At 39.9% G+C, this 18,429-nt stretch carries 20 protein-coding genes and 3 tRNA genes; 8 read left to right on the forward strand and 15 right to left on the reverse strand.

Annotated elements, in window-relative coordinates:
* The first annotated feature begins 5 nt into the window (after positions 1-5).
* The 5 genes from ACZ5V8_RS00910 (at position 6) to ACZ5V8_RS00930 (ending at position 5,819) form a co-directional block, all read left to right on the forward strand.
* On the forward strand, positions 6-1,514 hold the full coding sequence (locus ACZ5V8_RS00910; RefSeq protein ID WP_440616591.1) for a YifB family Mg chelatase-like AAA ATPase: 1,509 nt from the start codon (positions 6-8) through the stop codon (positions 1,512-1,514).
* A 21-nt stretch (positions 1,515-1,535) separates the two neighbouring features.
* A complete protein-coding gene (locus tag ACZ5V8_RS00915) occupies positions 1,536-2,450 on the forward strand; it encodes a lysophospholipid acyltransferase family protein (protein WP_464217999.1) in 915 nt (304 codons plus the stop codon).
* Complete coding sequence (hemE, locus tag ACZ5V8_RS00920) at positions 2,447-3,487, forward strand: uroporphyrinogen decarboxylase (protein ID WP_464218000.1); 1,041 nt, start codon at positions 2,447-2,449, stop codon at positions 3,485-3,487. Before ACZ5V8_RS00915 ends, hemE begins: the two co-directional genes overlap by 4 nt.
* 68 nt (positions 3,488-3,555) lie before the next feature.
* On the forward strand, positions 3,556-5,259 hold the full coding sequence (locus ACZ5V8_RS00925) for an NAD-dependent malic enzyme (RefSeq protein ID WP_464218001.1): 1,704 nt from the start codon (positions 3,556-3,558) through the stop codon (positions 5,257-5,259).
* Positions 5,260-5,279: 20 nt separating this feature from the next.
* Complete coding sequence (locus ACZ5V8_RS00930) at positions 5,280-5,819, forward strand: dihydrofolate reductase family protein (protein WP_440616586.1); 540 nt, start codon at positions 5,280-5,282, stop codon at positions 5,817-5,819.
* Positions 5,820-5,919: 100 nt separating this feature from the next.
* Here ACZ5V8_RS00930 and ACZ5V8_RS00935 read toward each other — a convergent pair.
* The 7 genes from ACZ5V8_RS00935 to ACZ5V8_RS00965 all read right to left on the reverse strand — a co-directional run bounded on the left by ACZ5V8_RS00935 (position 5,920) and on the right by ACZ5V8_RS00965 (position 9,746).
* Positions 5,920-6,008, reverse strand: a tRNA-Leu gene (locus ACZ5V8_RS00935).
* Positions 6,009-6,022: 14 nt separating this feature from the next.
* Positions 6,023-6,096: transfer RNA gene (locus ACZ5V8_RS00940), tRNA-Cys, on the reverse strand.
* A 3-nt stretch (positions 6,097-6,099) separates the two neighbouring features.
* Positions 6,100-6,174 (reverse strand) — tRNA-Gly (locus ACZ5V8_RS00945).
* 100 nt (positions 6,175-6,274) lie between these two features.
* Entirely contained in the window at positions 6,275-7,624 is a 1,350-nt protein-coding gene (gene hslU, locus ACZ5V8_RS00950) for an ATP-dependent protease ATPase subunit HslU (protein WP_440616584.1), read from the reverse strand.
* Between the two features lie 21 nt (positions 7,625-7,645).
* Positions 7,646-8,200, reverse strand: coding sequence for an ATP-dependent protease subunit HslV (gene hslV / locus ACZ5V8_RS00955; RefSeq protein WP_440616583.1), 555 nt, complete (start codon positions 8,198-8,200; stop codon positions 7,646-7,648).
* 218 nt (positions 8,201-8,418) lie between these two features.
* Complete coding sequence (locus ACZ5V8_RS00960) at positions 8,419-8,775, reverse strand: phosphomannose isomerase type II C-terminal cupin domain (protein ID WP_464218002.1); 357 nt, start codon at positions 8,773-8,775, stop codon at positions 8,419-8,421.
* A gap of 47 nt (positions 8,776-8,822) precedes the next feature.
* A complete protein-coding gene (locus tag ACZ5V8_RS00965; protein WP_464218003.1) occupies positions 8,823-9,746 on the reverse strand; it encodes an ROK family protein in 924 nt (307 codons plus the stop codon).
* 394 nt (positions 9,747-10,140) lie between these two features.
* On the opposite strand from ACZ5V8_RS00965, the gene ACZ5V8_RS00970 reads away from it, so the two are divergent.
* On the forward strand, positions 10,141-11,544 hold the full coding sequence (locus ACZ5V8_RS00970) for a sugar porter family MFS transporter (protein WP_440616822.1): 1,404 nt from the start codon (positions 10,141-10,143) through the stop codon (positions 11,542-11,544).
* Positions 11,545-11,551: 7 nt separating this feature from the next.
* On the opposite strand, the gene crcB is transcribed toward ACZ5V8_RS00970, so the two are convergent.
* Entirely contained in the window at positions 11,552-11,938 is a 387-nt protein-coding gene (gene crcB / locus ACZ5V8_RS00975) for a fluoride efflux transporter CrcB (RefSeq protein ID WP_440616824.1), read from the reverse strand.
* A 294-nt stretch (positions 11,939-12,232) separates the two neighbouring features.
* Between crcB and ACZ5V8_RS00980 the strand changes: the two genes are divergently transcribed.
* Positions 12,233-12,931: a response regulator gene (locus ACZ5V8_RS00980; RefSeq protein ID WP_440616825.1), complete on the forward strand. Its 699-nt coding sequence runs from the start codon at positions 12,233-12,235 to the stop codon at positions 12,929-12,931.
* The gene (phoR, locus tag ACZ5V8_RS00985) at positions 12,928-13,947 is read left to right on the forward strand and encodes a phosphate regulon sensor histidine kinase PhoR (protein ID WP_440616826.1); all 1,020 of its coding nucleotides are present in this window, start codon (positions 12,928-12,930) and stop codon (positions 13,945-13,947) included. Before ACZ5V8_RS00980 ends, phoR begins: the two co-directional genes overlap by 4 nt.
* Here phoR and panD read toward each other — a convergent pair.
* The 7 genes from panD to rpsI form a co-directional block, all read right to left on the reverse strand.
* Positions 13,944-14,321 (reverse strand): aspartate 1-decarboxylase, encoded by a 378-nt coding sequence (panD, locus tag ACZ5V8_RS00990; RefSeq protein ID WP_464218004.1) that lies wholly within the window; start codon positions 14,319-14,321, stop codon positions 13,944-13,946. The two genes, phoR and panD, sit on opposite strands and share 4 nt — an antisense overlap.
* The gene (gene panC / locus ACZ5V8_RS00995) at positions 14,318-15,109 is read right to left on the reverse strand and encodes a pantoate--beta-alanine ligase (RefSeq protein WP_440616829.1); all 792 of its coding nucleotides are present in this window, start codon (positions 15,107-15,109) and stop codon (positions 14,318-14,320) included. The genes panD and panC overlap by 4 nt, the downstream gene beginning before the upstream one ends.
* Positions 15,110-15,123: 14 nt before the next feature.
* The gene (gene panB / locus ACZ5V8_RS01000; protein WP_464218005.1) at positions 15,124-15,948 is read right to left on the reverse strand and encodes a 3-methyl-2-oxobutanoate hydroxymethyltransferase; all 825 of its coding nucleotides are present in this window, start codon (positions 15,946-15,948) and stop codon (positions 15,124-15,126) included.
* Positions 15,935-16,690 carry a DUF2520 domain-containing protein gene (locus ACZ5V8_RS01005; RefSeq protein WP_440616831.1) on the reverse strand — a complete coding sequence of 252 codons (756 nt, stop codon included), beginning with the start codon at positions 16,688-16,690 and terminating at the stop codon, positions 15,935-15,937. Before ACZ5V8_RS01005 ends, panB begins: the two co-directional genes overlap by 14 nt.
* 148 nt (positions 16,691-16,838) lie before the next feature.
* Positions 16,839-17,243 carry a ClpXP protease specificity-enhancing factor SspB gene (locus tag ACZ5V8_RS01010; RefSeq protein ID WP_440616834.1) on the reverse strand — a complete coding sequence of 135 codons (405 nt, stop codon included), beginning with the start codon at positions 17,241-17,243 and terminating at the stop codon, positions 16,839-16,841.
* Between the two features lie 11 nt (positions 17,244-17,254).
* The gene (locus ACZ5V8_RS01015; protein ID WP_464218006.1) at positions 17,255-17,863 is read right to left on the reverse strand and encodes a glutathione S-transferase N-terminal domain-containing protein; all 609 of its coding nucleotides are present in this window, start codon (positions 17,861-17,863) and stop codon (positions 17,255-17,257) included.
* A 163-nt stretch (positions 17,864-18,026) separates the two neighbouring features.
* Entirely contained in the window at positions 18,027-18,419 is a 393-nt protein-coding gene (gene rpsI, locus ACZ5V8_RS01020) for a 30S ribosomal protein S9 (protein ID WP_464218007.1), read from the reverse strand.
* Between the last annotated feature and the right edge of the window lie 10 nt (positions 18,420-18,429).

Below are 18,429 nucleotides of genomic sequence, written 5' to 3' on the forward strand. Positions count from 1 at the left end.
CAGTTATGTCGCTAGCTACGGTCTTTAGTCGCGCTCAATTGGGGGTGAATGCACCACAAGTAACGGTGGAAGTGCATTTATCGCATGGATTGCCGAGTTTGTCGATCGTAGGCTTACCTGAAGCGGCGGTTAAAGAGAGTAAGGATCGCGTTAGAAGTGCGATCATTAATTCAGGATTGCAATTCCCAAGTAAACGCATCACCATTAATTTGGCACCTGCCGATTTGCCAAAAGAAGGTGGGCGCTATGATTTACCAATTGCCATTGGTATTTTAATTGCATCTCAACAAGTTATAGCACCCGATATTGAGCAATATGAATTTGCTGCGGAGTTATCTTTAAGTGGCAAATTAAGACCGGTAAAAGGTATTTTGCCGTTTGCTATTCAAAGCTTAAAGCATCAACGTAACCTCATTATTGCGGTAAAAAATGAAAGTGAAGTTGCCTTATTGCCAGATCTTCATGCTTATGCGGCTAGGAGTTTGATGGACGTTGTTTTGCACTTATCAAAAACACAGTTTATTAAAGCGGCACAACAAGCAGAAGGCGTGATGTCAGATAATGCGTTTGAATTGGATTTGAGCGATGTCAGAGGTCAGTTTCAAGCCAAACGCGCGTTAGAGATTGCCGCAGCAGGTGGTCATAATCTTTTATTTGTTGGTCCCCCTGGTACAGGTAAAACGATGCTTGCATCGCGATTTAATACGATCTTACCCAAACTTTCGATGGATGAGGCCTTAGCAACGGCAATGGTTGCGTCTATTAAAGGTACCAGTGATGTTGCTGAGCATTTTTATCAGCGCCCATTTCGTGCCCCTCATCATACCTCATCGGCAGTGTCTCTTGTCGGTGGTGGATCAAATCCAAAGCCAGGAGAGATTTCATTAGCGCATAATGGCGTATTATTTTTAGATGAGCTGCCAGAGTTTGATCGCAAAGTCCTAGAGGTTCTTCGTGAGCCACTTGAGTCTGGCAAGATTGTGATCTCAAGAGCCAGTGCACAAGTTGAATATCCGGCTAAATTTCAATTAATTGCGGCGATGAATCCTTGCCCTTGTGGGTTTTTAGGTTCACAGCGCAAAGCGTGTAAAGATACGGATGTGCAAATAAAACGTTATCAACAAAAGCTCTCAGGCCCCCTATTAGATCGCATTGATCTGCAAGTTGAGGTGCTTGAAGTTGAGCATGATGATTTGATTGCAGGCGCACAAGGCGAGTCAAGTCATGATGTCAAAGCGCGTGTGATCAACGCACGCGATCTGCAAATCAAGCGCCAAGGGAAAATTAATGCCGAACTTCAGGGCAAGGAAATTGATCAATTCTGCATTTTAGGGGATAATGAGCGACTGTTGTTGGCGGACGCCATTGAAAAGCTTGGTTTATCGGCAAGAGCGTATCACCGAATCGTTAAAATTGCGCGGACAATTGCTGATTTGGCAGCACAAGAAATGATTGCAAAGCATCATATTCAAGAGGCATTAAGCTATCGTAAATTTGAACGCTTTCAGCAATAAAATAAAAAACGGTAAAATGCGATGAAGAAAATAGGTGCCCAAGCGCTAATATTAATATTGTTTTTGTGGGGAAAGTTAAGTTTTAAAACAGCGCAGCGTATTGGGGCGATGATTGGGGTATTATTTTATTATTGTAAAAGCGATATGCGTCGAATAGCGCGTATTAATATTGATAAATGTTTTCCGGAATTAAGTGACTATCATAAACGCACACTGGTTAAGAAAACTTTACAACAAACCTGTATGACCGGTGCTGAAATGCCGGGAATTTTATTCAAAAATCCGCAAAAACTATTGAAACAAATTCAAGTGGTGCATGGTGGGAATATTGCACAACGTTTATATGAAGAAGGTCGTGGTGTTATGGTTGTAGCACCTCATTTGGGAAGTTATGAAATTGCCTCGATGTATTATTCAAGCAAATATCCTTCGGCGATGTTATACACACCACCGAAGATAAAAACACTGGATAAGCTGATTTTGCGTGCGCGTTCACGCTTATGTGAAAACATGTCACCTGCCAATCAAAAGGGTGTGAAAATGTTATTTAAAGCCCTAGCAAAAAAGGAAGTCATTGCCATGCTAACGGATCAAGTCCCAGTTGATGCTGGAGGTACTTATATTGATTTCTTTGATAACCCTGCCAAGACGATGAATTTTGCTGGAAAATTATATGAGCGCTACAAGCCTGCGGTTGTGTTAAGCTATGCCGTTAGAAATTCTGATGGCAAAGGTTTGACACTGTTTAATGAGGACTTGGAGCCTTTGATTAAGCACTATCAAGCAATTGATGGTATTGAAGATCCAGTGGCTTATGCGTTTACCAAGCGCTTTGAGGAAATTATTCGCCAATATCCAGAGCAATATCAGTGGACGTATAAACGCTTTAAATATCACCCTGATGGGATTGATTATTACAAAAAGGATAAAAAATGAGAACATTGTTTTTAGACGCCTTACAAGGCAAGCCTGTGACACAAACACCGATGTGGATTATGCGCCAAGCTGGGCGCTATTTGCCTGAGTATCGTAAGACGCGTTCACAATTTAGTGATTTTATGCAGATGTGCCGCCATGCTGAAGCTTGTTGTGAAGTAGCTTTGCAACCTTTGGATCGTTATGATTTAGATGCATCCATTGTCTTTTCAGATATTTTAACGATTCCTGAAGCAATGGGTATGGATCTTAAATTTGTCAGTGGTAAAGGGCCAATCTTCTCCTCGCCATTGACAACTTTAGCAGATGTTGAGCGCTTAGATACTCAAGGTGCTATTGATAAATTGCATTATGTGTTCAATGCAGTTTCAACCACTAAACAGGCAATTAAAGATCGTGTGCCATTAATTGGCTTTAGCGGTAGCCCTTGGACGTTAGCGGCTTACATGGTTGAGGGTCAGGGTTCAAAACAGTTTACGCAATTGCGTAAGATGCTTTATAGCGCGCCAGAAGTATTGCATAAGTTATTGTTTGATCTAAGTGTTGTGATTATTGATTATCTCGATGAACAGATTAAAGCGGGAGCTGATGCTGTGATGATCTTTGATACATGGGGTGGCATGTTGGCACAAGGCAACTATGCGGCCTTTTCATTGGGTTACATGCAAAGGATTACAGCTGAGCTTAAAAAACGTCATCCGCATGTGCCGGTGACACTTTTTACTAAAGGCGGTGGATTGTGGTTAGATCAGCTGATTAAAACCGACTGCGATGGTATTGGTATTGATTGGAATATTGATGTGGCACGTGCAAGACAAGCCGTTGGTAATGAATTTGCGTTGCAAGGCAACTTAGATCCTGCGGCACTTTATGGCAGTGATCAAAGTATTATTGACTCGGTAAAAAGCATCGTCACAAGTCAAGCACCATATAGTCGCTTTGTCTTTAATCTAGGGCACGGCGTATATCCAGACATTTCACCGGATAAAGTTAAAATAATGGTTGATGCAGTGCGTGAGTTCGGTGCCAAAAATTGAGTGAATTAGAGATTAGAAACTGAAGTTAAAAAGATATAAAAATAAAAAATAACGATAGAAACATAGCGATGAAGAAAATAAAAAGATTTGAATTTAAACGCAACCCTGAAAGCAATGAAATGTGGGTTGAAACTGATTTGCATGGTAAGAGTTTATTAACGCTTGCCTCTTTAAATAAGGGGACTGCCTTTAGTGAGCGTGAGCGTCAAGAATTTGGCTTGTTGGGTAAATTACCTTTCCAGATTGAATCATTGGAAGAGCAAAAAACGCGTGCCTATCAGCAGTATAAATCTTTCAGGAGTAACATCGGGCGCTATAGTTTTTTAAAGAACTTGCACAATATCAATGAGACATTGTTTTATCGATTAGTGCGCGATAACCTCAATGAAATGTTGCCAATTATCTATACACCAACAGTTGGTGAGGCAGTGATGCGCTATAGCGAGCAATTCTTGTCTCCTCGAGGACTTTATATTGCTTATCCAGATCGCTATAAAATGCGCGAGATTCTACGTAATCGTACCAATTCAGATGTTGATATTCTTGTAGTCAGTGATGCGGAAGGCGTGTTAGGGATTGGTGATCAAGGTGTTGGCGGTATTGAAATACCGGTTGCTAAGCTGATGGTTTATACGCTGTGTGCGGGTATTAATCCTGGGCGTTATTTACCGGTGTTTTTAGATGCAGGCACTAATAATAAAAAGTTATTAGAAGATCCGTTATATCTTGGTTGGCGTCATCAGCGTGTGCGCGGTGAGCAGTATGATGAAATGGTTCAGTTATTTATTGAGGCAGTTCAAGATGAAATGCCAGAGACATTCCTACATTGGGAAGACTTTGGACGTGATAATGCGCGTAAAAATTTAGTAAAATATCAAAATGAAATTTGTAGCTTTAACGATGATATGCAAGGTACTGCTGCCGTTGCGTTAGCAGGTTTGATCTCAGCGTCAAAACGCTCAGGCTTGAAGTTTAATCATCAGAAATTTGTGATCTTTGGTGCAGGAACGGCAGGCTTAGGTATTGCCGATGAGATTGTGGCAGCACTTGTGCACTCAGGTTTGACAAAAGAAGAAGCTTATCAGCGTTTCTGGTGTATTGATAAAGATGGTTTATTAATTGATGACCAAGAAATGATGGACTTTCAACGGCCCTATGCTTGTGCGCGAGAGTCGGTTAAAGGGTGGGGGGCTGATGATAAGGGACGCATTACGCTTTCGGAAGTTGTCAAACAAGCAAAGCCAACAACCTTAATTGGCTGTTCAGGTGTTGCTGGTGCATTTACAGACGATGTTATTTTGTCTATGGCTGAGAATAATGATCGCCCGATTATCTTCACCTTATCGAATCCAACGAGTCGTTGTGAGCGTGTGCCGCAGGATATTATTCGTTTAACTGAAGGGCGTGCGCTTATTGCCACAGGTAGTCCATTTGATGATGTTGGCTATAAAGGCAAGGTTTATCGTATCGCGCAATCAAATAATGCCTTGGTTTTCCCAGGGATCGGTCTTGGGATTGTTGCAATTGCTGCCAAGCGCTTTACCGATAATATGCTATGGGCAGCATGCAAGGCATTAGCAAATTACTCAACCCAAGATGATGCGTTATTACCAAAGCTAAGTGAAGCATATAGTGTTAGCCGTCAGGTGGCATTTGCTGTAGCTCGTCAGGCGATTGAGGATGGTGTCGCTCAAGATGTTGATGATATTTGGCGCAAGATTGATCAAGTTATTTGGGAGCCGAAGTATTATCCGTATTATTTTAAGTCATAGTTTTTTCAAGGGTGTTTAACATGAAATTATCAGTTTTTATCGCAACGAGTTTAGATGGCTATGTTGCAAGAGTAAATGGGGGTATCGATTGGCTAATGAAGTTTAATGCTTCTTTACCTGTTGATGAGGATTGTGGTTATGCTGATTTTATCAGAGCTATTGATACAATCGTACTGGGTAAAAACTCGTTTAATAAGGTATTAGAGTTTGATCAGTGGCCATACACTAATAAAAGAGTGATTGTTATGGCTAGAAGTGATGTGATTGTTCCTGACGCTTTGAAGAATAAGGTTTCAGTATTTTCAGGAACACCAAAAGAACTGATTGGATCACTTAATATCATGGATGCTAATAATTTGTATATTGACGGTGCTTTGATTATTCAGTCTTTTCTGAATGAAGGGTTAATTGATGAGCTTATAGTAACTGTTGTCCCAACCCTTCTTGGTGAAGGTAAAGCTTTGTTTGGCAGAGTTAATCAAGATATCAACTTAAAGCTTGTAGATGTTAAAAAGTATGAGTTTGATGCAGTTCAATTAAAGTACACTGTCATTAAATGATTTCTACAATCTGTAAGGGATATCGCTAATACTTTTTGATGAGCCATTTAAGCCATCACCATCAAGATGGTAACTATATAAAATGATTGGGTAAATTTGATGGTGCCCGGGGCCGGAGTCGAACCGGCACGAGAGTTAAGTCTCGAGGGATTTTAAGTCCCTTGTGTCTACCAATTTCACCACCCGGGCAAAGACTTGTTCTGTGGAGGCTGAGACCGGAATCGAACCGGTGTCCAAGGCTTTGCAGGCCTCTGCATAACCACTTTGCTACCCAGCCAACTGGAGCGGGAAACGAGGTTCGAACTCGCGACCCCAACCTTGGCAAGGTTGTGCTCTACCACTGAGCTATTCCCGCAGAACAGGATCAGATTATAAGGACTAAAGCCCTAATGTCAATTGTATTTTTTGAGTTTTCATACGTTTATTAACGAATTTTTCTTAAGTGTACAAATGCGCTACAGAATATACTGACTTAAGTCACGATCTTTGACTAAATCACCTAGCTTTTCGTTCACATAATCACTGGTAACATTAAAGGTTTTTTCAGTGCGATCAGAGGCATCAAAGGATACTTCTTCTAATAACCTTTCTAGCACGGTATGCAAGCGTCGAGCACCAATATTTTCTACCTCTTCATTGACACGAAATGAAATCTCGGCAATGCGCCTAACAGCCATTTCTTCAAAGATGATTTCAATACCTTCAGTACCTAGTAGGGCAACATATTGTTTGATTAATGAATAATCAGGTTCGGTGAGAATGCGCACGAAGTCTTCAACTTCAAGTGATCTTAGTTCAACACGAATTGGCAGACGCCCTTGAAGCTCAGGAATTAAGTCAGATGGTTTGGCGACATGGAATGCGCCAGAGGCGATAAACAATATGTGATCTGTTTTGATCATGCCGTGTTTAGTAGTGACTGTTGAGCCCTCAACCAATGGTAATAAATCACGCTGAACACCTTCACGTGATACATCGCCACCACGCTGATCTGATTTTTTGCATACTTTGTCAATTTCATCAATAAATACAATACCATTTTGCTCAACGGCTTCAATCGCCTTAAGCTTGATATCATCTTCATTGACTAACTTGCCAGCTTCTTCGTCTTGTAGTAATTTCAAAGCATCTTTAACTTTGATTTTGCGACGTTTTTTGCGTTCATCACCCATTGATGAAAATAAGCTTTGCAGTTGATTGGTCATGTCTTCCATACCAGGAGGTCCCATGATATTCATCTGAGGTGCTGCCATGGCAATATCGATTTCAATTTCTTTGTCATTAAGCTCGCCTGTGGCAAGTTTTTTTCTGAAAAGTTGACGTGTTGTACTTTCAGTTTTTTGCTCGACTTCAACGGGTTCATTGGCAAAGCCTACTTTGCTCTCACGAGCTGCAGGCAATAGCGCATCTAATATACGCTCTTTTGCCAACTCTTCAGCGCGTGCTGCGACTTTGGTTTTCTCTTGCTCACGATACATCTTGATTGAGATATCTGCTAGATCACGGATGATTGAATCAACATCCTTACCAACATAGCCTACCTCAGTAAATTTAGTTGCTTCAATTTTGATAAATGGCGCATTGGCAAGCTTTGCCAAGCGTCGTGCAATCTCTGTTTTACCAACACCTGTCGGACCAATCATTAAAATATTTTTAGGTGTAACTTCTTGGCGCATGCCATCTTCAAGCTGCATTCTGCGCCAGCGGTTTCTAAGCGCAATCGCCACGGCTTTTTTTGCATCTTTTTGACCGATGATAAAGCGGTCTAATTCACTGACAATTTCTTTAGGTGTCATTTGTGACATGGTTTCTATCCCCTTAGTCAATTATACGGCTGCTTTGTTAGCAAGCTTTTCAATGGTTAAGTTATGATTGGTGTAAATACAGATATCAGCGGCAATATTAAGACTCTTTTTAACAATTTCATATGCCGAAAGATCGGTGTTATCGACCAAGGCATGTGCCGAGGCCTTAGCAAAAGCAGAGCCTGAACCAATCGATAAAATGCCTTTTTCATCAGCCGCCATGACATCACCGACGCCTGAGATCAAGAGTGATTTATTTTCATCAGCGACAATGATCATTGCCTCAAGCTTGCTCATCATACGATCTAGACGCCATTCACGCACCATTTCAACGGACGCGCGTTCAAGGTTGCCTTGATAGAAGTCAAGCTTTTGCTCAAATTTTTCAAATAAGGTAAATGCATCGGCTGTTGATCCAGCAAATCCAGTTAATACTTTACCATTACTTAATTTACGCACTTTGATGATATTGTCTTTTGCAACCGTATTGCCTAGTGTTGCTTGACCGTCGCCACCAATGACAACTTCATCACCACGACGCACGCACAAAATTGTGGTGCCTTTCATTTCTAACATAGTTTCCCCGCTTAAATGGTTGGGTTTGTAAAAACATGATCGCTATAGATTGCGCTTAAGAGAAAAATTACAAGGTTTTATTTAAAAAGATTTAACTGTATTCAAAAGGTTGGACATTTGTATTTGGTTTTACCGTAGGGGGGTATAGCGTACACCCTGAAAAATATACTTTTATCCTAGCTGATTAAAAGTTTTGGCTTGGTATCAACAGGTACTAATTAACGGTTATAAATATCTTCCAGTCTAACAATATCATCTTCACCTAAATAACTACCAATCTGCACTTCAACAATTTCACATGGTGAATCGGTTGTATTTTCCATGCGATGCACTTCTTCTTTTTCAATATAGACGTGGTCATTGACGTGATACATTTTCTTAGTGTCACCAATGGTGAAAGTTGGCGATCCTTTAACAACAATCCAATGCTCAGCACGCTTAAAATGCTTTTGCAAAGATAGTTGCCCACCAGGACTTACTGTGATGATTTTTGCCTGATAGCCTTCCGCTAATTCAATTGTGCGATATGTTCCCCAAGGGCGTTCATATACTTTACCTACTTCATTTATATCCATTTTAAAACCTTAAAATTTAATTTTTTTTGAATGTATTTGGTTGATTTTTAGGCATTAAGTGAGCTTTCCTCTGACCTGACGCCTATAGCGGTGCTAGCTAAAGCCAAAGCACCCATAATGCCAGCATCATCTGCTAAAGCTGGCGGCACAATAATCGATGGGATACTATCACAATACTCCTTGTTCAGATAGCCATTGATTTTTGCTTTTACTTTAGTGTGAATTCTCTCAAATAAATGTTGCTGCTTCATAACCCCACCGCCTAAAATAATGCGCTTAGGGACAAAACACATCATATAGTTTACAAGTGCGTACGATAGGTATTCGGACTCAAGCTCCCAAGCAATATGATTATCAGGAAGATCCAAAGCGGATTCAACCTGCCAGCGTGTTTTTAAGGCTGGACCTGAGGCTAATCCTTCTAAGCAGCGCTCATGATATGGACAAATACCCTTGAAATCATCGTGGATTAAATCAACAGGGATATAAATATGCCCCATCTCAGGATGAGCACTGCCGTGCACTAACTGATTGTTGACGATGGCGCCACCGCCAACACCTGTGCCTACGGTTAGATAAATCAAATCACTAATCCCTTTGCCTGCACCCCAACGATGCTCACCTAGTGCCGCGGCATTGACATCCGTATCAAATGCAACAGGGATTTGTAACTCATCTTCTAGGGTTTTAACGATATTATAATCTCGCCATGGCAGCTTGGGAGTATGGGTGATGTGGCCATATGTTCTAGAGTTTATATCAGGATCAATGGGGCCGAAAGACCCGCAACCAATTGCTTTAAGTGGGTATTTGTTCATATGCTCACGAAAAAACGCAATCACTTCAGGCATGGTCTCTTCAGGTGTAATAGTTTTAATACGAATGCGTTGTAGAATTTTTCCGTTATCAGTGCCGATTGCGCAGACAAACTTAGTGCCTCCAGCCTCAATAGCACCTAAAAAATTATGCATAATTTGGTTACCTTTTTCTTTTTTATGTTGTGTTTGCAGGGAATTCATTCATGGCAAATATATCGCATTTTGAGTGCAGTTAACAAGCAAAGAACAGCCAAATGTCAAGGGGGCTTGGGAGCCAAAGAGACTAAAGGGTTGTCATAGTTGTTGGGTTACGTAGAATAGTTCGATTTTTTTGACCAAAAACAGAAACTCACGAATTTCATGTGATAAATATTTTATATGCGTGCAATAGTTTTCATCATGAGAACAAGTCAGATTTAATTATTTTACGCAATAAAGTAAGTAATTTATTGACAATGTGTGTAACTATTGCTGCAATATTGCATTAACATATTTTTACTATTTTATTACTTGTTCTTGAGTAAATGTTAAAAACGGGGAGAATTCAATGACTGTCAATGTCAATGCAAAAAAAGAGTATAAAAAACTCGTCTATATGATCTGCTTAATTGGAGCATTAGGTGGTTTATTATTTGGGTTAGACCAAGGGTTTATTGCAAATTCATTATCAACGATTGACCATGTTTATGGTTTAACGACACAACAAGGTGAACATTACTCGGCAGTTTTAGCATGGGGAGGTATTCTGGGCGCTTTGCTCAGTGGATTATTTGCACGTGCCTTAGGACGTAAGAAAGTACTTGTTTTAGCAGGTTTTCTATTTACTGCTTTTTCATTGGTTTCAGCGTTTTTACCGCCATTGGCTGTGCTTACAGCTTGTCGTTTTGGTTTAGGCTTTGCGGTTGGTATTGCTTCATTTACCGTGCCGCTTTATCTATCTGAAACCGCGCCAAAAGCGATTCGTGGCGGTATGGCAACACTTTTCCAGCTAATGATTACTATTGGTATATTCTTAATCGCGGTAACAAATGTCTTTATTGCCAAGGCGTTAGGGCATGTTGAAATTTCATTGACCTTGATGTTTGGTGTGATTGTCATATTTGCATTTGTCATGTTTTTAGGAAGTGTTTTCTTGCCAGAAAGTCCTCGTTGGTTGCTGTTAAAAGGCAAAGAGACTCAAGCTATTTCGGTACTAAAGCGTGTACGTTCATCACAGCAGGAAATTGATGATGAGGTCAATGAAATTAGAGAAAGCATTTCAATTAATAAAGGCGTTGGTTTTAATATGCTTTCTAAAGGCTTTTTCTGGAAAGTGCTTATTGTTGGCGTGATATTGCAAATGTTTCAACAATTAGTTGGTATTAATATGATGATTTACTACGCGCCAACCATCTTTGGTTATGCCGGTATGACGGGAATTATAGCCCTTCTTGCTATTCCAACGGTTAATATGCTTTTTACTTTCCCGGCAATTAAATGGATTGAAAAGTGGGGTCGCAAGAAACTACTTTATGTTGGAGCGGTCGTAATGATGGTGTCAATGTTTGCGGCGGGCTTTGCTTTTTTATCAATGGCAGGTAATGCGTCACCTAGTGGATTATCAAAAACTGTCTTATTATTGTCAGCCGTTGTTTATATTTTTGGTTTTGCCTGCTCTTGGGGGCCCGTTGCTTGGGTAATTTGTGCCGAGATTTTCCCATTAAAGGGACGTGAAATTGGCATGACCGTAACGACAATGGTGAACTGGACATTTGCAGGCGTTGTGATGGCAAACGCATTAAGCTTTATGAAGCTTTATGGTAATGCCTCGATATTCTTTGTGTTTGGAGGGTTTTGTATCTTAGCAATGATCTTCTTGAAGTTCTTTGTGCCTGAAACAAAAGGTGTGAGTCTTGAACATATTGAAAAGAATTTAGAAAATGGGGTTCCGCTTAAAAATCTGGGTGAATAAATAAGTCCTAGTACTTCTCAACTAAATAAAAGCCAACAAAAACGGCAATCATCGAAATAAAAACACTAAGCATGATATAAATAATTGCCTTTGACCATTCACCTTTTTGTAGAAGCGTTAAGGCATCTAGACTAAAACTTGAGAAGGTTGTAAATCCACCTAAGAAGCCGGTGATTAACAGGGCTCTAAAGTGAGGTGTGAGAAAGTGCTCAAGCAAGCGCTCTTTTTGAAAAAAAGCAGCCAATGCACCAATAATAAGGCATCCTAGGATGTTGACAATCAAAATGCCATGCGGAAAGGATTTTCCAAATACTTTGTAAATAAACTCAGATAAACCAAAGCGGCTGATTGAACCTAAACCACCACCTAAACCAACTAATAATAACGTCAACATCGTTGTAATTCTCCTTTAAGTTCTCATTATATAGACGTCATCAATCTTAAAGGATAGTTTAAGTGTTTGCTCGAGATAATCACTTGTACACTTCGGAAGAACGTCATTTCCTTAGCGCCAAACTATAACATAATAAATAATGAAATCAATATGTACTAAAATGCTGAGCTATTAAATACTCTAATATGACTTATGATGGTTGTCTCACTAGAATTTTGACAGAAAGCATTTGTGGGTTAGCTATATATAAGTTAGGATTTGACAGTGAATGTTCAGTAGAGGCTTGATAATCACATGGCAAAAATATTAATTGTGGATGATGAACCGCCAATACGGCAGTTATTGCATTTAACATTAACGCGACAGCAATACGATGTTGTCATGGTTGAGAATGGTGAGCAAGCATTAAAAGCACTAATAAGTGATTCTAGTATTGACTTGATCTTATTAGATTGGATGTTGCCAGATACCAGTGGGATTAAGCTATTAGCGCAAATCAGGCAAACCAAGCAGCTTGAGACTTTACCTGTGATTATGTTAACGGCTAAGGCTGAGGAGGGTGATGTTTTAAGAGGGTTTGGTATGGGCGTTGATGATTATGTCACTAAGCCATTCTCACCTAAAGAACTGATTATGCGTATTCAAGCTTTGTTAAAGCGGACAAAGGGGGTAAGTGATGATAAATCAAAACTCACTTTTCGAGAGCTTAATGCTGATTTACAAAGTCACGTGTTGAGCTGTAAGGGGCAAATAATCAAATGTGGGCGACTTGAATTTAAGTTAATAACGTATTTAATGAAACATGCAGGTAAAACATTATCGCGTGCACGTATTTTGGATCACGTTTGGGATACAGATAAGGAAGTCACTGAACGAACCGTTGATGTACATATTGCGCGAGTTAGAAAACTCTTAGCTTCCTGTCATTATGATATTTATTTGCGTGCGATTCGTGGAGAGGGTTATCAACTCATTGATCAAGAGATTGTATGAAGATGATAGATGAACACAATAAAATTGGCTTGCTTTGGGCAAAGACTTTCGCTCAAGGTATTACTGATGCCGTTGTCATCATTGACCAAGAAGGGGTGATGCAATGGTTTAATCAACCGGCCAAAAATTTCTTTCAATTATCCAGTGCGCAATTGACGCAAAACATTACTGAAGTTTTTGAGTTTCCTGCTTTGTTGACTTATTTGCGACAAAAAAACATGAGCACCTTTGAGTTGCCATTACCCAAAACACCCGATCAGATATTGTCTGTGGTACTTATTCCCTATGACCAGCATTTCTTGCTTATTACTCAAGATGCCGGTTTTCGGCACCATATTGAGCGTATGCGTCAAGACTTTGTCGCCAATGTCTCACATGAAATGCGCACACCATTGACGGTTATTCGCGGTTATTTAGAATTGATGCAGCCAGATGTTGCTGAGCATTTAAGTCAATGGCTACCTTATTTTGAGCAAATGCAGCAACAAATGATGCGTATTGAATGGCTTATTGAAGATTTGTTATTATTATCTAAAGTTCAAAGCCATCAAGTGCAAAAAGGTGAACTAGAGACGTTGAATGTTGCACCAATGCTCATTGAAATTATCGAATCGACAAAAACACTAGGTACAGATAAGCATCAGTTTGTTTTAGATATTGACGAAAAGTTGCCACTTCAGGGCAATGAAAAAGAAATCAATAGCTGTTTTAGTAATTTGATTATCAACGCGGTACGCTACTCCCCAAATGGCGGAAGGATTACGATTGCTTGGTATCAGGATAAACATGGTAAGCACTTTTATGTCAAAGATGAGGGCTTAGGTATTGAGCAAAAGCACATTCCGCGCCTAACTGAGCGCTTTTATCGCGTGGATAAAGGACGCTCCCCAGAAACAGGAGGTGCTGGTCTTGGGTTGGCAATTGTCAAACACGTGCTTATTCGCCATAAAGCATCATTGAGCATTCAAAGCGAGCTTGGTAAGGGCAGTATATTTCGTTGTGATTTCCCTAGCTAATGATTAATGGAAGAATCTAAATAGCGCTTGATTTCAATCACGTCATTTTGCTTATCAACAAAGACAAGATGTGGGTTGTGATCGATTAATTCATGGGTCTCATATTCAGCGTAAGATGCAATAATCATGGTGTCCCCTGTGGCGACATGACGTGCTGCGGCACCATTAAGACAAACTTCACCTTTATCGCCTAAGATGACGTAGGTGGCAAAGCGTGCACCATTGTTACAGTTGTAAATTTCAACGCGCTCAAAAGGGATTAGGTTTGCCTCTTTACAAAGCGCGCGATCAATGCTGATTGAACCGTAATAATTAAGATTTGCTTCTGTGACAGTTGCCATGTGTATTTTAGATTTTAATAGTGTGCGTTTCATACATTTTCCTTGGTAAGCTGAATGATTTTAGCAAGTGGGAGGTTATCAATAAGGCGAATATCATCAATAATCACTGCAGCAAAGCGGCGGTTATCAATATCCTCTAGATAATCAATTTTGATATGGTTGGCTATAAGTTTGTTCTTGACTTGTTCAATATCATGATTCTGACGAATCGTTTGGGCAAAATAGCCTGCCTTGTTGCGAGCGCTTTTATTTAAACGTAAATTTCTTGAGCTAAAAGCAAGTCCATCTTTTTCACGGATAATTGGACAGCTAACGATGTTGGTCTGTATAAAGAATGCTTGTGTCATGCCTTTGATTAGCTGAAATTGTTGATAATCTTTTTCGCCAAAGTAGGCATTGTCTGCTTGAGCAATATTTAACAGCTTCATTACTATGGTGAGCATTCCCTCAAAATGGCCAGGACGTGAAGAGCCACATAATATCCGACTTAAATGGTTTTCAATGATTTGATAATTATAATTATCCGGATAAAGCATCTCTTTATGTGGCGATAGTAGAAAATCAACACCTTCCGTCGTCAGTAGATCAACATCTTGTTGCCATGTATTTGGATAATCGTCAAAATCGCCTTGATTATTGAATTGTGTCGGGTTGACAAAAATGGTTACCAATGTGTAATCATTGTCTTGTTGGCTTTGCTTGATTAAACTCAAGTGCCCTTTATGCAGTGCGCCCATAGTCATTACAACACCTAGAGTCTTGTTAGTTGCAATGTGCTGACGTATTGTTTGCCAAGAGACTATATCATTAAAAATCTTCATTAGAAGTCCTTAGTTTATGCAATTTTAATATCGTAACTTTCTTGCTTATTAGGGTAGTCACAGCTCTGTACTGCATGCTGATAAGCGTCAAATGCTGCTTTGATATCACTAAAACCATTGAGAAAGTGGCGCACAAATTTTGGTTGAAGGTTGTTGTTTAAGCCAAGCATATCTTGAAGAACAAGTACTTGACCATCAACATCATTGCCAGCACCAATCCCAATTACTGGAGTGCTAAGCATTTGACTGATTTCCTTGGCAAGCTCACTAGGTACACATTCCATGACTAGACTAAAGCAGCCAATTTCTTGAAGTTGCAGCGCTTGTTCTTTTAAATTCTTGGCAGCTGCTTGATCTTTGCCCTGTACCTTGTAACCCAAGCTATGCACTGATTGCGGTGTCAATCCAATATGCCCCATCACGGGGATGCCGGATTCAACAATATGTGCAATAACCTCTTGATGCCCATTAATGCCCTCGATCTTTATGGCATTGGCGCCACATTTAATTAATCTGTCGGCATAATGTATGGCATGCGCTATACCTTGGCGTTGTGCAAGAAATGGCATATCAGCAATGATAAGTTTATCAGGCGCGCCTTTAACAACAGCTTGTGTCATAAAACACATCATATCAATTGTCGCATGGGTTGTGTCAGGATAGCCAAGTTGCGTCATCACGCCGCTATCACCAACAAGCAGCATGTCAATGGCTGTCTCATTCATGATTTGCGCAAAAGTAAAATCATAACAAGTCAGCATCGATAGCTTTTGTTGCTTGAGCTTTTTGCTTTGAAGGTCGCTAATGCTTTGTTTTTTAATTAAGTTATGCGTGCTCATGTTGCTCTCCCGTTTTATTATCCAAATTTGCCTGATAGACGTCGACAAATGCTTGGTAAATTTTGACAAAACCATCTTCTTCAAGTGCTTCTAAGTTGCGCTTAATCGTCTGCAAATCTTGGCGCTTTAAAGGTCCTGTTAGGGCGTTGTTATAATCGCTGTCAATATTAAGCAGTGTTTGTTTAAGATAGGGTTTAATATCATTTAATGATGCATTAAAGGTTGTTGTCATTTCATTAAAAAACTTTTGCCATAAGAGTGTGGTGAAGTTATTCGCCATTACACAAAGCGCGTGATAATAAGCTTTTTTTGCTTGAGGAATTTGAATAGATGGATTAGTCAATTGTGGGAAAATAGTGCTAAAAGCGGGTGTCTTCTCCTCGCCAACAAATAGTATTTTTTGATAAAAATCAAAATCATATGGTTGTGAGGGAAACGTCATTAAAGGGTGATATGATAAGGCATTTTGGCTTACTAATGTGCCTGAAAAGTGCACGCATAGTTTATCATTCAATTGTCGATGATTATCTAAAAATGAGTCTATCGCATCGTCACTAATTGCCAGTAGAATAATGTCGCTTTGATCAAGCGTATTTTCTGGAGGTTCTGCTTGCTGACGGTGCCATAGCGTATGTGGGATATTTTTGAGCTTAAAATAAAATTGTATATGTCGCGCAAGTCGACCATTGCCAATAATGCCATAGCTAGGATTGGCGCCTAATGAATGAGATACCTGTCGCATTGGATCAAGTTCCTTGTTGTCTGTTTCTGTGTTGTATAAATTTAAGTTGTTACTGCTTTTGTATTTTCTTAATAAAAAGTAAAATCATGCGGTTTCAACTTAAGCGCTATCGTAGGATAAAATGATGCGTGAAGCAATGGGGTATATATTAAACCAGATGTAGTCCGCCGCTACCTTTTTGTGCACTATTTTTTGAAGGGTTAACATCATTGTCGTCACCTTCGTTGACATCGATGCCATAACCAAATTCGCGAGCATAAAGACCTTGCGCTGTCTCGCCTGCGTAGAGTTCAAGCACTGCTTCAACAGGGATTTGCAATGACATCGCCTCGCCATCAAATGTAGCATCAAAGCGAATAAATTGATCATCACAGTCAAAACGCTCAATTGCTTCAGGGGCAATATTAAGTAGCATTTTACCGTCCTCATCGATATGACTTTCGGGTAAGATCACCCCTTCATATTCGGTATCAACAAGCAAATAAGGTGTTAAATCATGATCGATCATCCAGTCATAGGTTGCTTCAACTAAGTAAGCGCGTAACATTGCCATGGTGGTATTCCTTATTGAGTTCTAATACTTTTTCTAAATGAATTGCGAGCAAATAAGCGTTTTGCATATTTGATGAGCGGCATTGCTTTTTCAGGTAGGCGGATCTCTAATTTAGGTAAATTATATAGGATCACGGCAAGTGAGCAATCCGCAATGGTGAAATCATCACCAAGTAAATAAGATTGTCGACTGAGGGTCGGAATCAATGAAAAAAGTGCCTTAAGTAGCGCAATCTTGTTGGCTTGTCGAATGTCTTCATTATCAGCGTTTAACGCATTGATGAGATAAGGCATCCATTCGTTGTCAATTTTCTTGCATAACATACGCGCTTGAGCACGCTCAAGTGGAAAAACAGACAACAAAGGAGGATAGGGGAAGCGCTCTTCAAGATATTCAAATATGATATTTGGCTCATATACAATTAGATCTTTTGTCATTAATGTTGGCACGCCGCCATAAGGGTTAAGCTCATAAAGCTCTTCTAATTTATCTTCAGCAACAACATCAATAATATCTGCACTAATGTCTTTTTCCGCAAGAATCATTTTAATGCGATGACAAAAAGGGTCATTACCGTTGGTGTATAAAGTCATTGATGATCGTTTGTTTTGAGCAGACATTTATCCCAATTTTCCTTATTCAATATTAGCTTCAACATTATATACTACTGATCAGCCATTTTGCATCACAGAAGTCGTAGTAATAACAAAAAAGCCCCGCTGAAACTTCAGTTGGGCTTTTAATAAAATAAAATGTATAAAAAGTAGAAAGTAAGCGTATTGATTAACGCTTAGAGAATTGACGTTTTCTACGTGCTTTTCTAAAGCCAACTTTCTTACGCTCAACTTTACGTGGATCACGCGTGATAAAGCCAGCATGACGTAACTCAGGTTTTAAGTTCTCATCAAAGTCAACTAAAGCGCGAGCGATACCTAAACGGATTGCGCCAGATTGACCAGTTTCACCACCGCCATGAACGTTGATTTTGAAATCAAAGCTTTCTAGGTTGTTCGTTAAATCAAGTGGCTGACGTACAACCATGCTTGCAGTCTTGCGACCAAAATAATCATCTAGTGGCAAACCATTAACAATAATGCTGCCAGTGCCTTTTTTCATAAATACACGAGCAACTGAGCTCTTGCGACGACCAGTACCGTAATTGTATGCTTGAGTCATTTTCCTATCC

This window comes from Cysteiniphilum sp. GTC20157, assembly GCF_055396795.1.

What these genes read in the sequence shown, in the direction of transcription:
- ACZ5V8_RS00910 (WP_440616591.1), top strand. Translation starts at nt 6, where the DNA reads ATGTCGCTAGCTACGGTCTTTAGTCGCGCTCAATTGGGGGTGAATGCA.
- ACZ5V8_RS00915 (WP_464217999.1), top strand. Translation starts at nt 1,536, where the DNA reads ATGAAGAAAATAGGTGCCCAAGCGCTAATATTAATATTGTTTTTGTGG.
- hemE (WP_464218000.1), top strand. Translation starts at nt 2,447, where the DNA reads ATGAGAACATTGTTTTTAGACGCCTTACAAGGCAAGCCTGTGACACAA.
- ACZ5V8_RS00925 (WP_464218001.1), top strand. Translation starts at nt 3,556, where the DNA reads ATGAAGAAAATAAAAAGATTTGAATTTAAACGCAACCCTGAAAGCAAT.
- ACZ5V8_RS00930 (WP_440616586.1), top strand. Translation starts at nt 5,280, where the DNA reads ATGAAATTATCAGTTTTTATCGCAACGAGTTTAGATGGCTATGTTGCA.
- hslU (WP_440616584.1), bottom strand. Translation starts at nt 7,624, where the DNA reads ATGTCACAAATGACACCTAAAGAAATTGTCAGTGAATTAGACCGCTTT.
- hslV (WP_440616583.1), bottom strand. Translation starts at nt 8,200, where the DNA reads ATGTTAGAAATGAAAGGCACCACAATTTTGTGCGTGCGTCGTGGTGAT.
- ACZ5V8_RS00960 (WP_464218002.1), bottom strand. Translation starts at nt 8,775, where the DNA reads ATGGATATAAATGAAGTAGGTAAAGTATATGAACGCCCTTGGGGAACA.
- ACZ5V8_RS00965 (WP_464218003.1), bottom strand. Translation starts at nt 9,746, where the DNA reads ATGCATAATTTTTTAGGTGCTATTGAGGCTGGAGGCACTAAGTTTGTC.
- ACZ5V8_RS00970 (WP_440616822.1), top strand. Translation starts at nt 10,141, where the DNA reads ATGACTGTCAATGTCAATGCAAAAAAAGAGTATAAAAAACTCGTCTAT.
- crcB (WP_440616824.1), bottom strand. Translation starts at nt 11,938, where the DNA reads ATGTTGACGTTATTATTAGTTGGTTTAGGTGGTGGTTTAGGTTCAATC.
- ACZ5V8_RS00980 (WP_440616825.1), top strand. Translation starts at nt 12,233, where the DNA reads ATGGCAAAAATATTAATTGTGGATGATGAACCGCCAATACGGCAGTTA.
- phoR (WP_440616826.1), top strand. Translation starts at nt 12,928, where the DNA reads ATGAAGATGATAGATGAACACAATAAAATTGGCTTGCTTTGGGCAAAG.
- panD (WP_464218004.1), bottom strand. Translation starts at nt 14,321, where the DNA reads ATGAAACGCACACTATTAAAATCTAAAATACACATGGCAACTGTCACA.
- panC (WP_440616829.1), bottom strand. Translation starts at nt 15,109, where the DNA reads ATGAAGATTTTTAATGATATAGTCTCTTGGCAAACAATACGTCAGCAC.
- panB (WP_464218005.1), bottom strand. Translation starts at nt 15,948, where the DNA reads ATGAGCACGCATAACTTAATTAAAAAACAAAGCATTAGCGACCTTCAA.
- ACZ5V8_RS01005 (WP_440616831.1), bottom strand. Translation starts at nt 16,690, where the DNA reads ATGCGACAGGTATCTCATTCATTAGGCGCCAATCCTAGCTATGGCATT.
- ACZ5V8_RS01010 (WP_440616834.1), bottom strand. Translation starts at nt 17,243, where the DNA reads ATGGCAATGTTACGCGCTTACTTAGTTGAAGCAACCTATGACTGGATG.
- ACZ5V8_RS01015 (WP_464218006.1), bottom strand. Translation starts at nt 17,863, where the DNA reads ATGTCTGCTCAAAACAAACGATCATCAATGACTTTATACACCAACGGT.
- rpsI (WP_464218007.1), bottom strand. Translation starts at nt 18,419, where the DNA reads ATGACTCAAGCATACAATTACGGTACTGGTCGTCGCAAGAGCTCAGTT.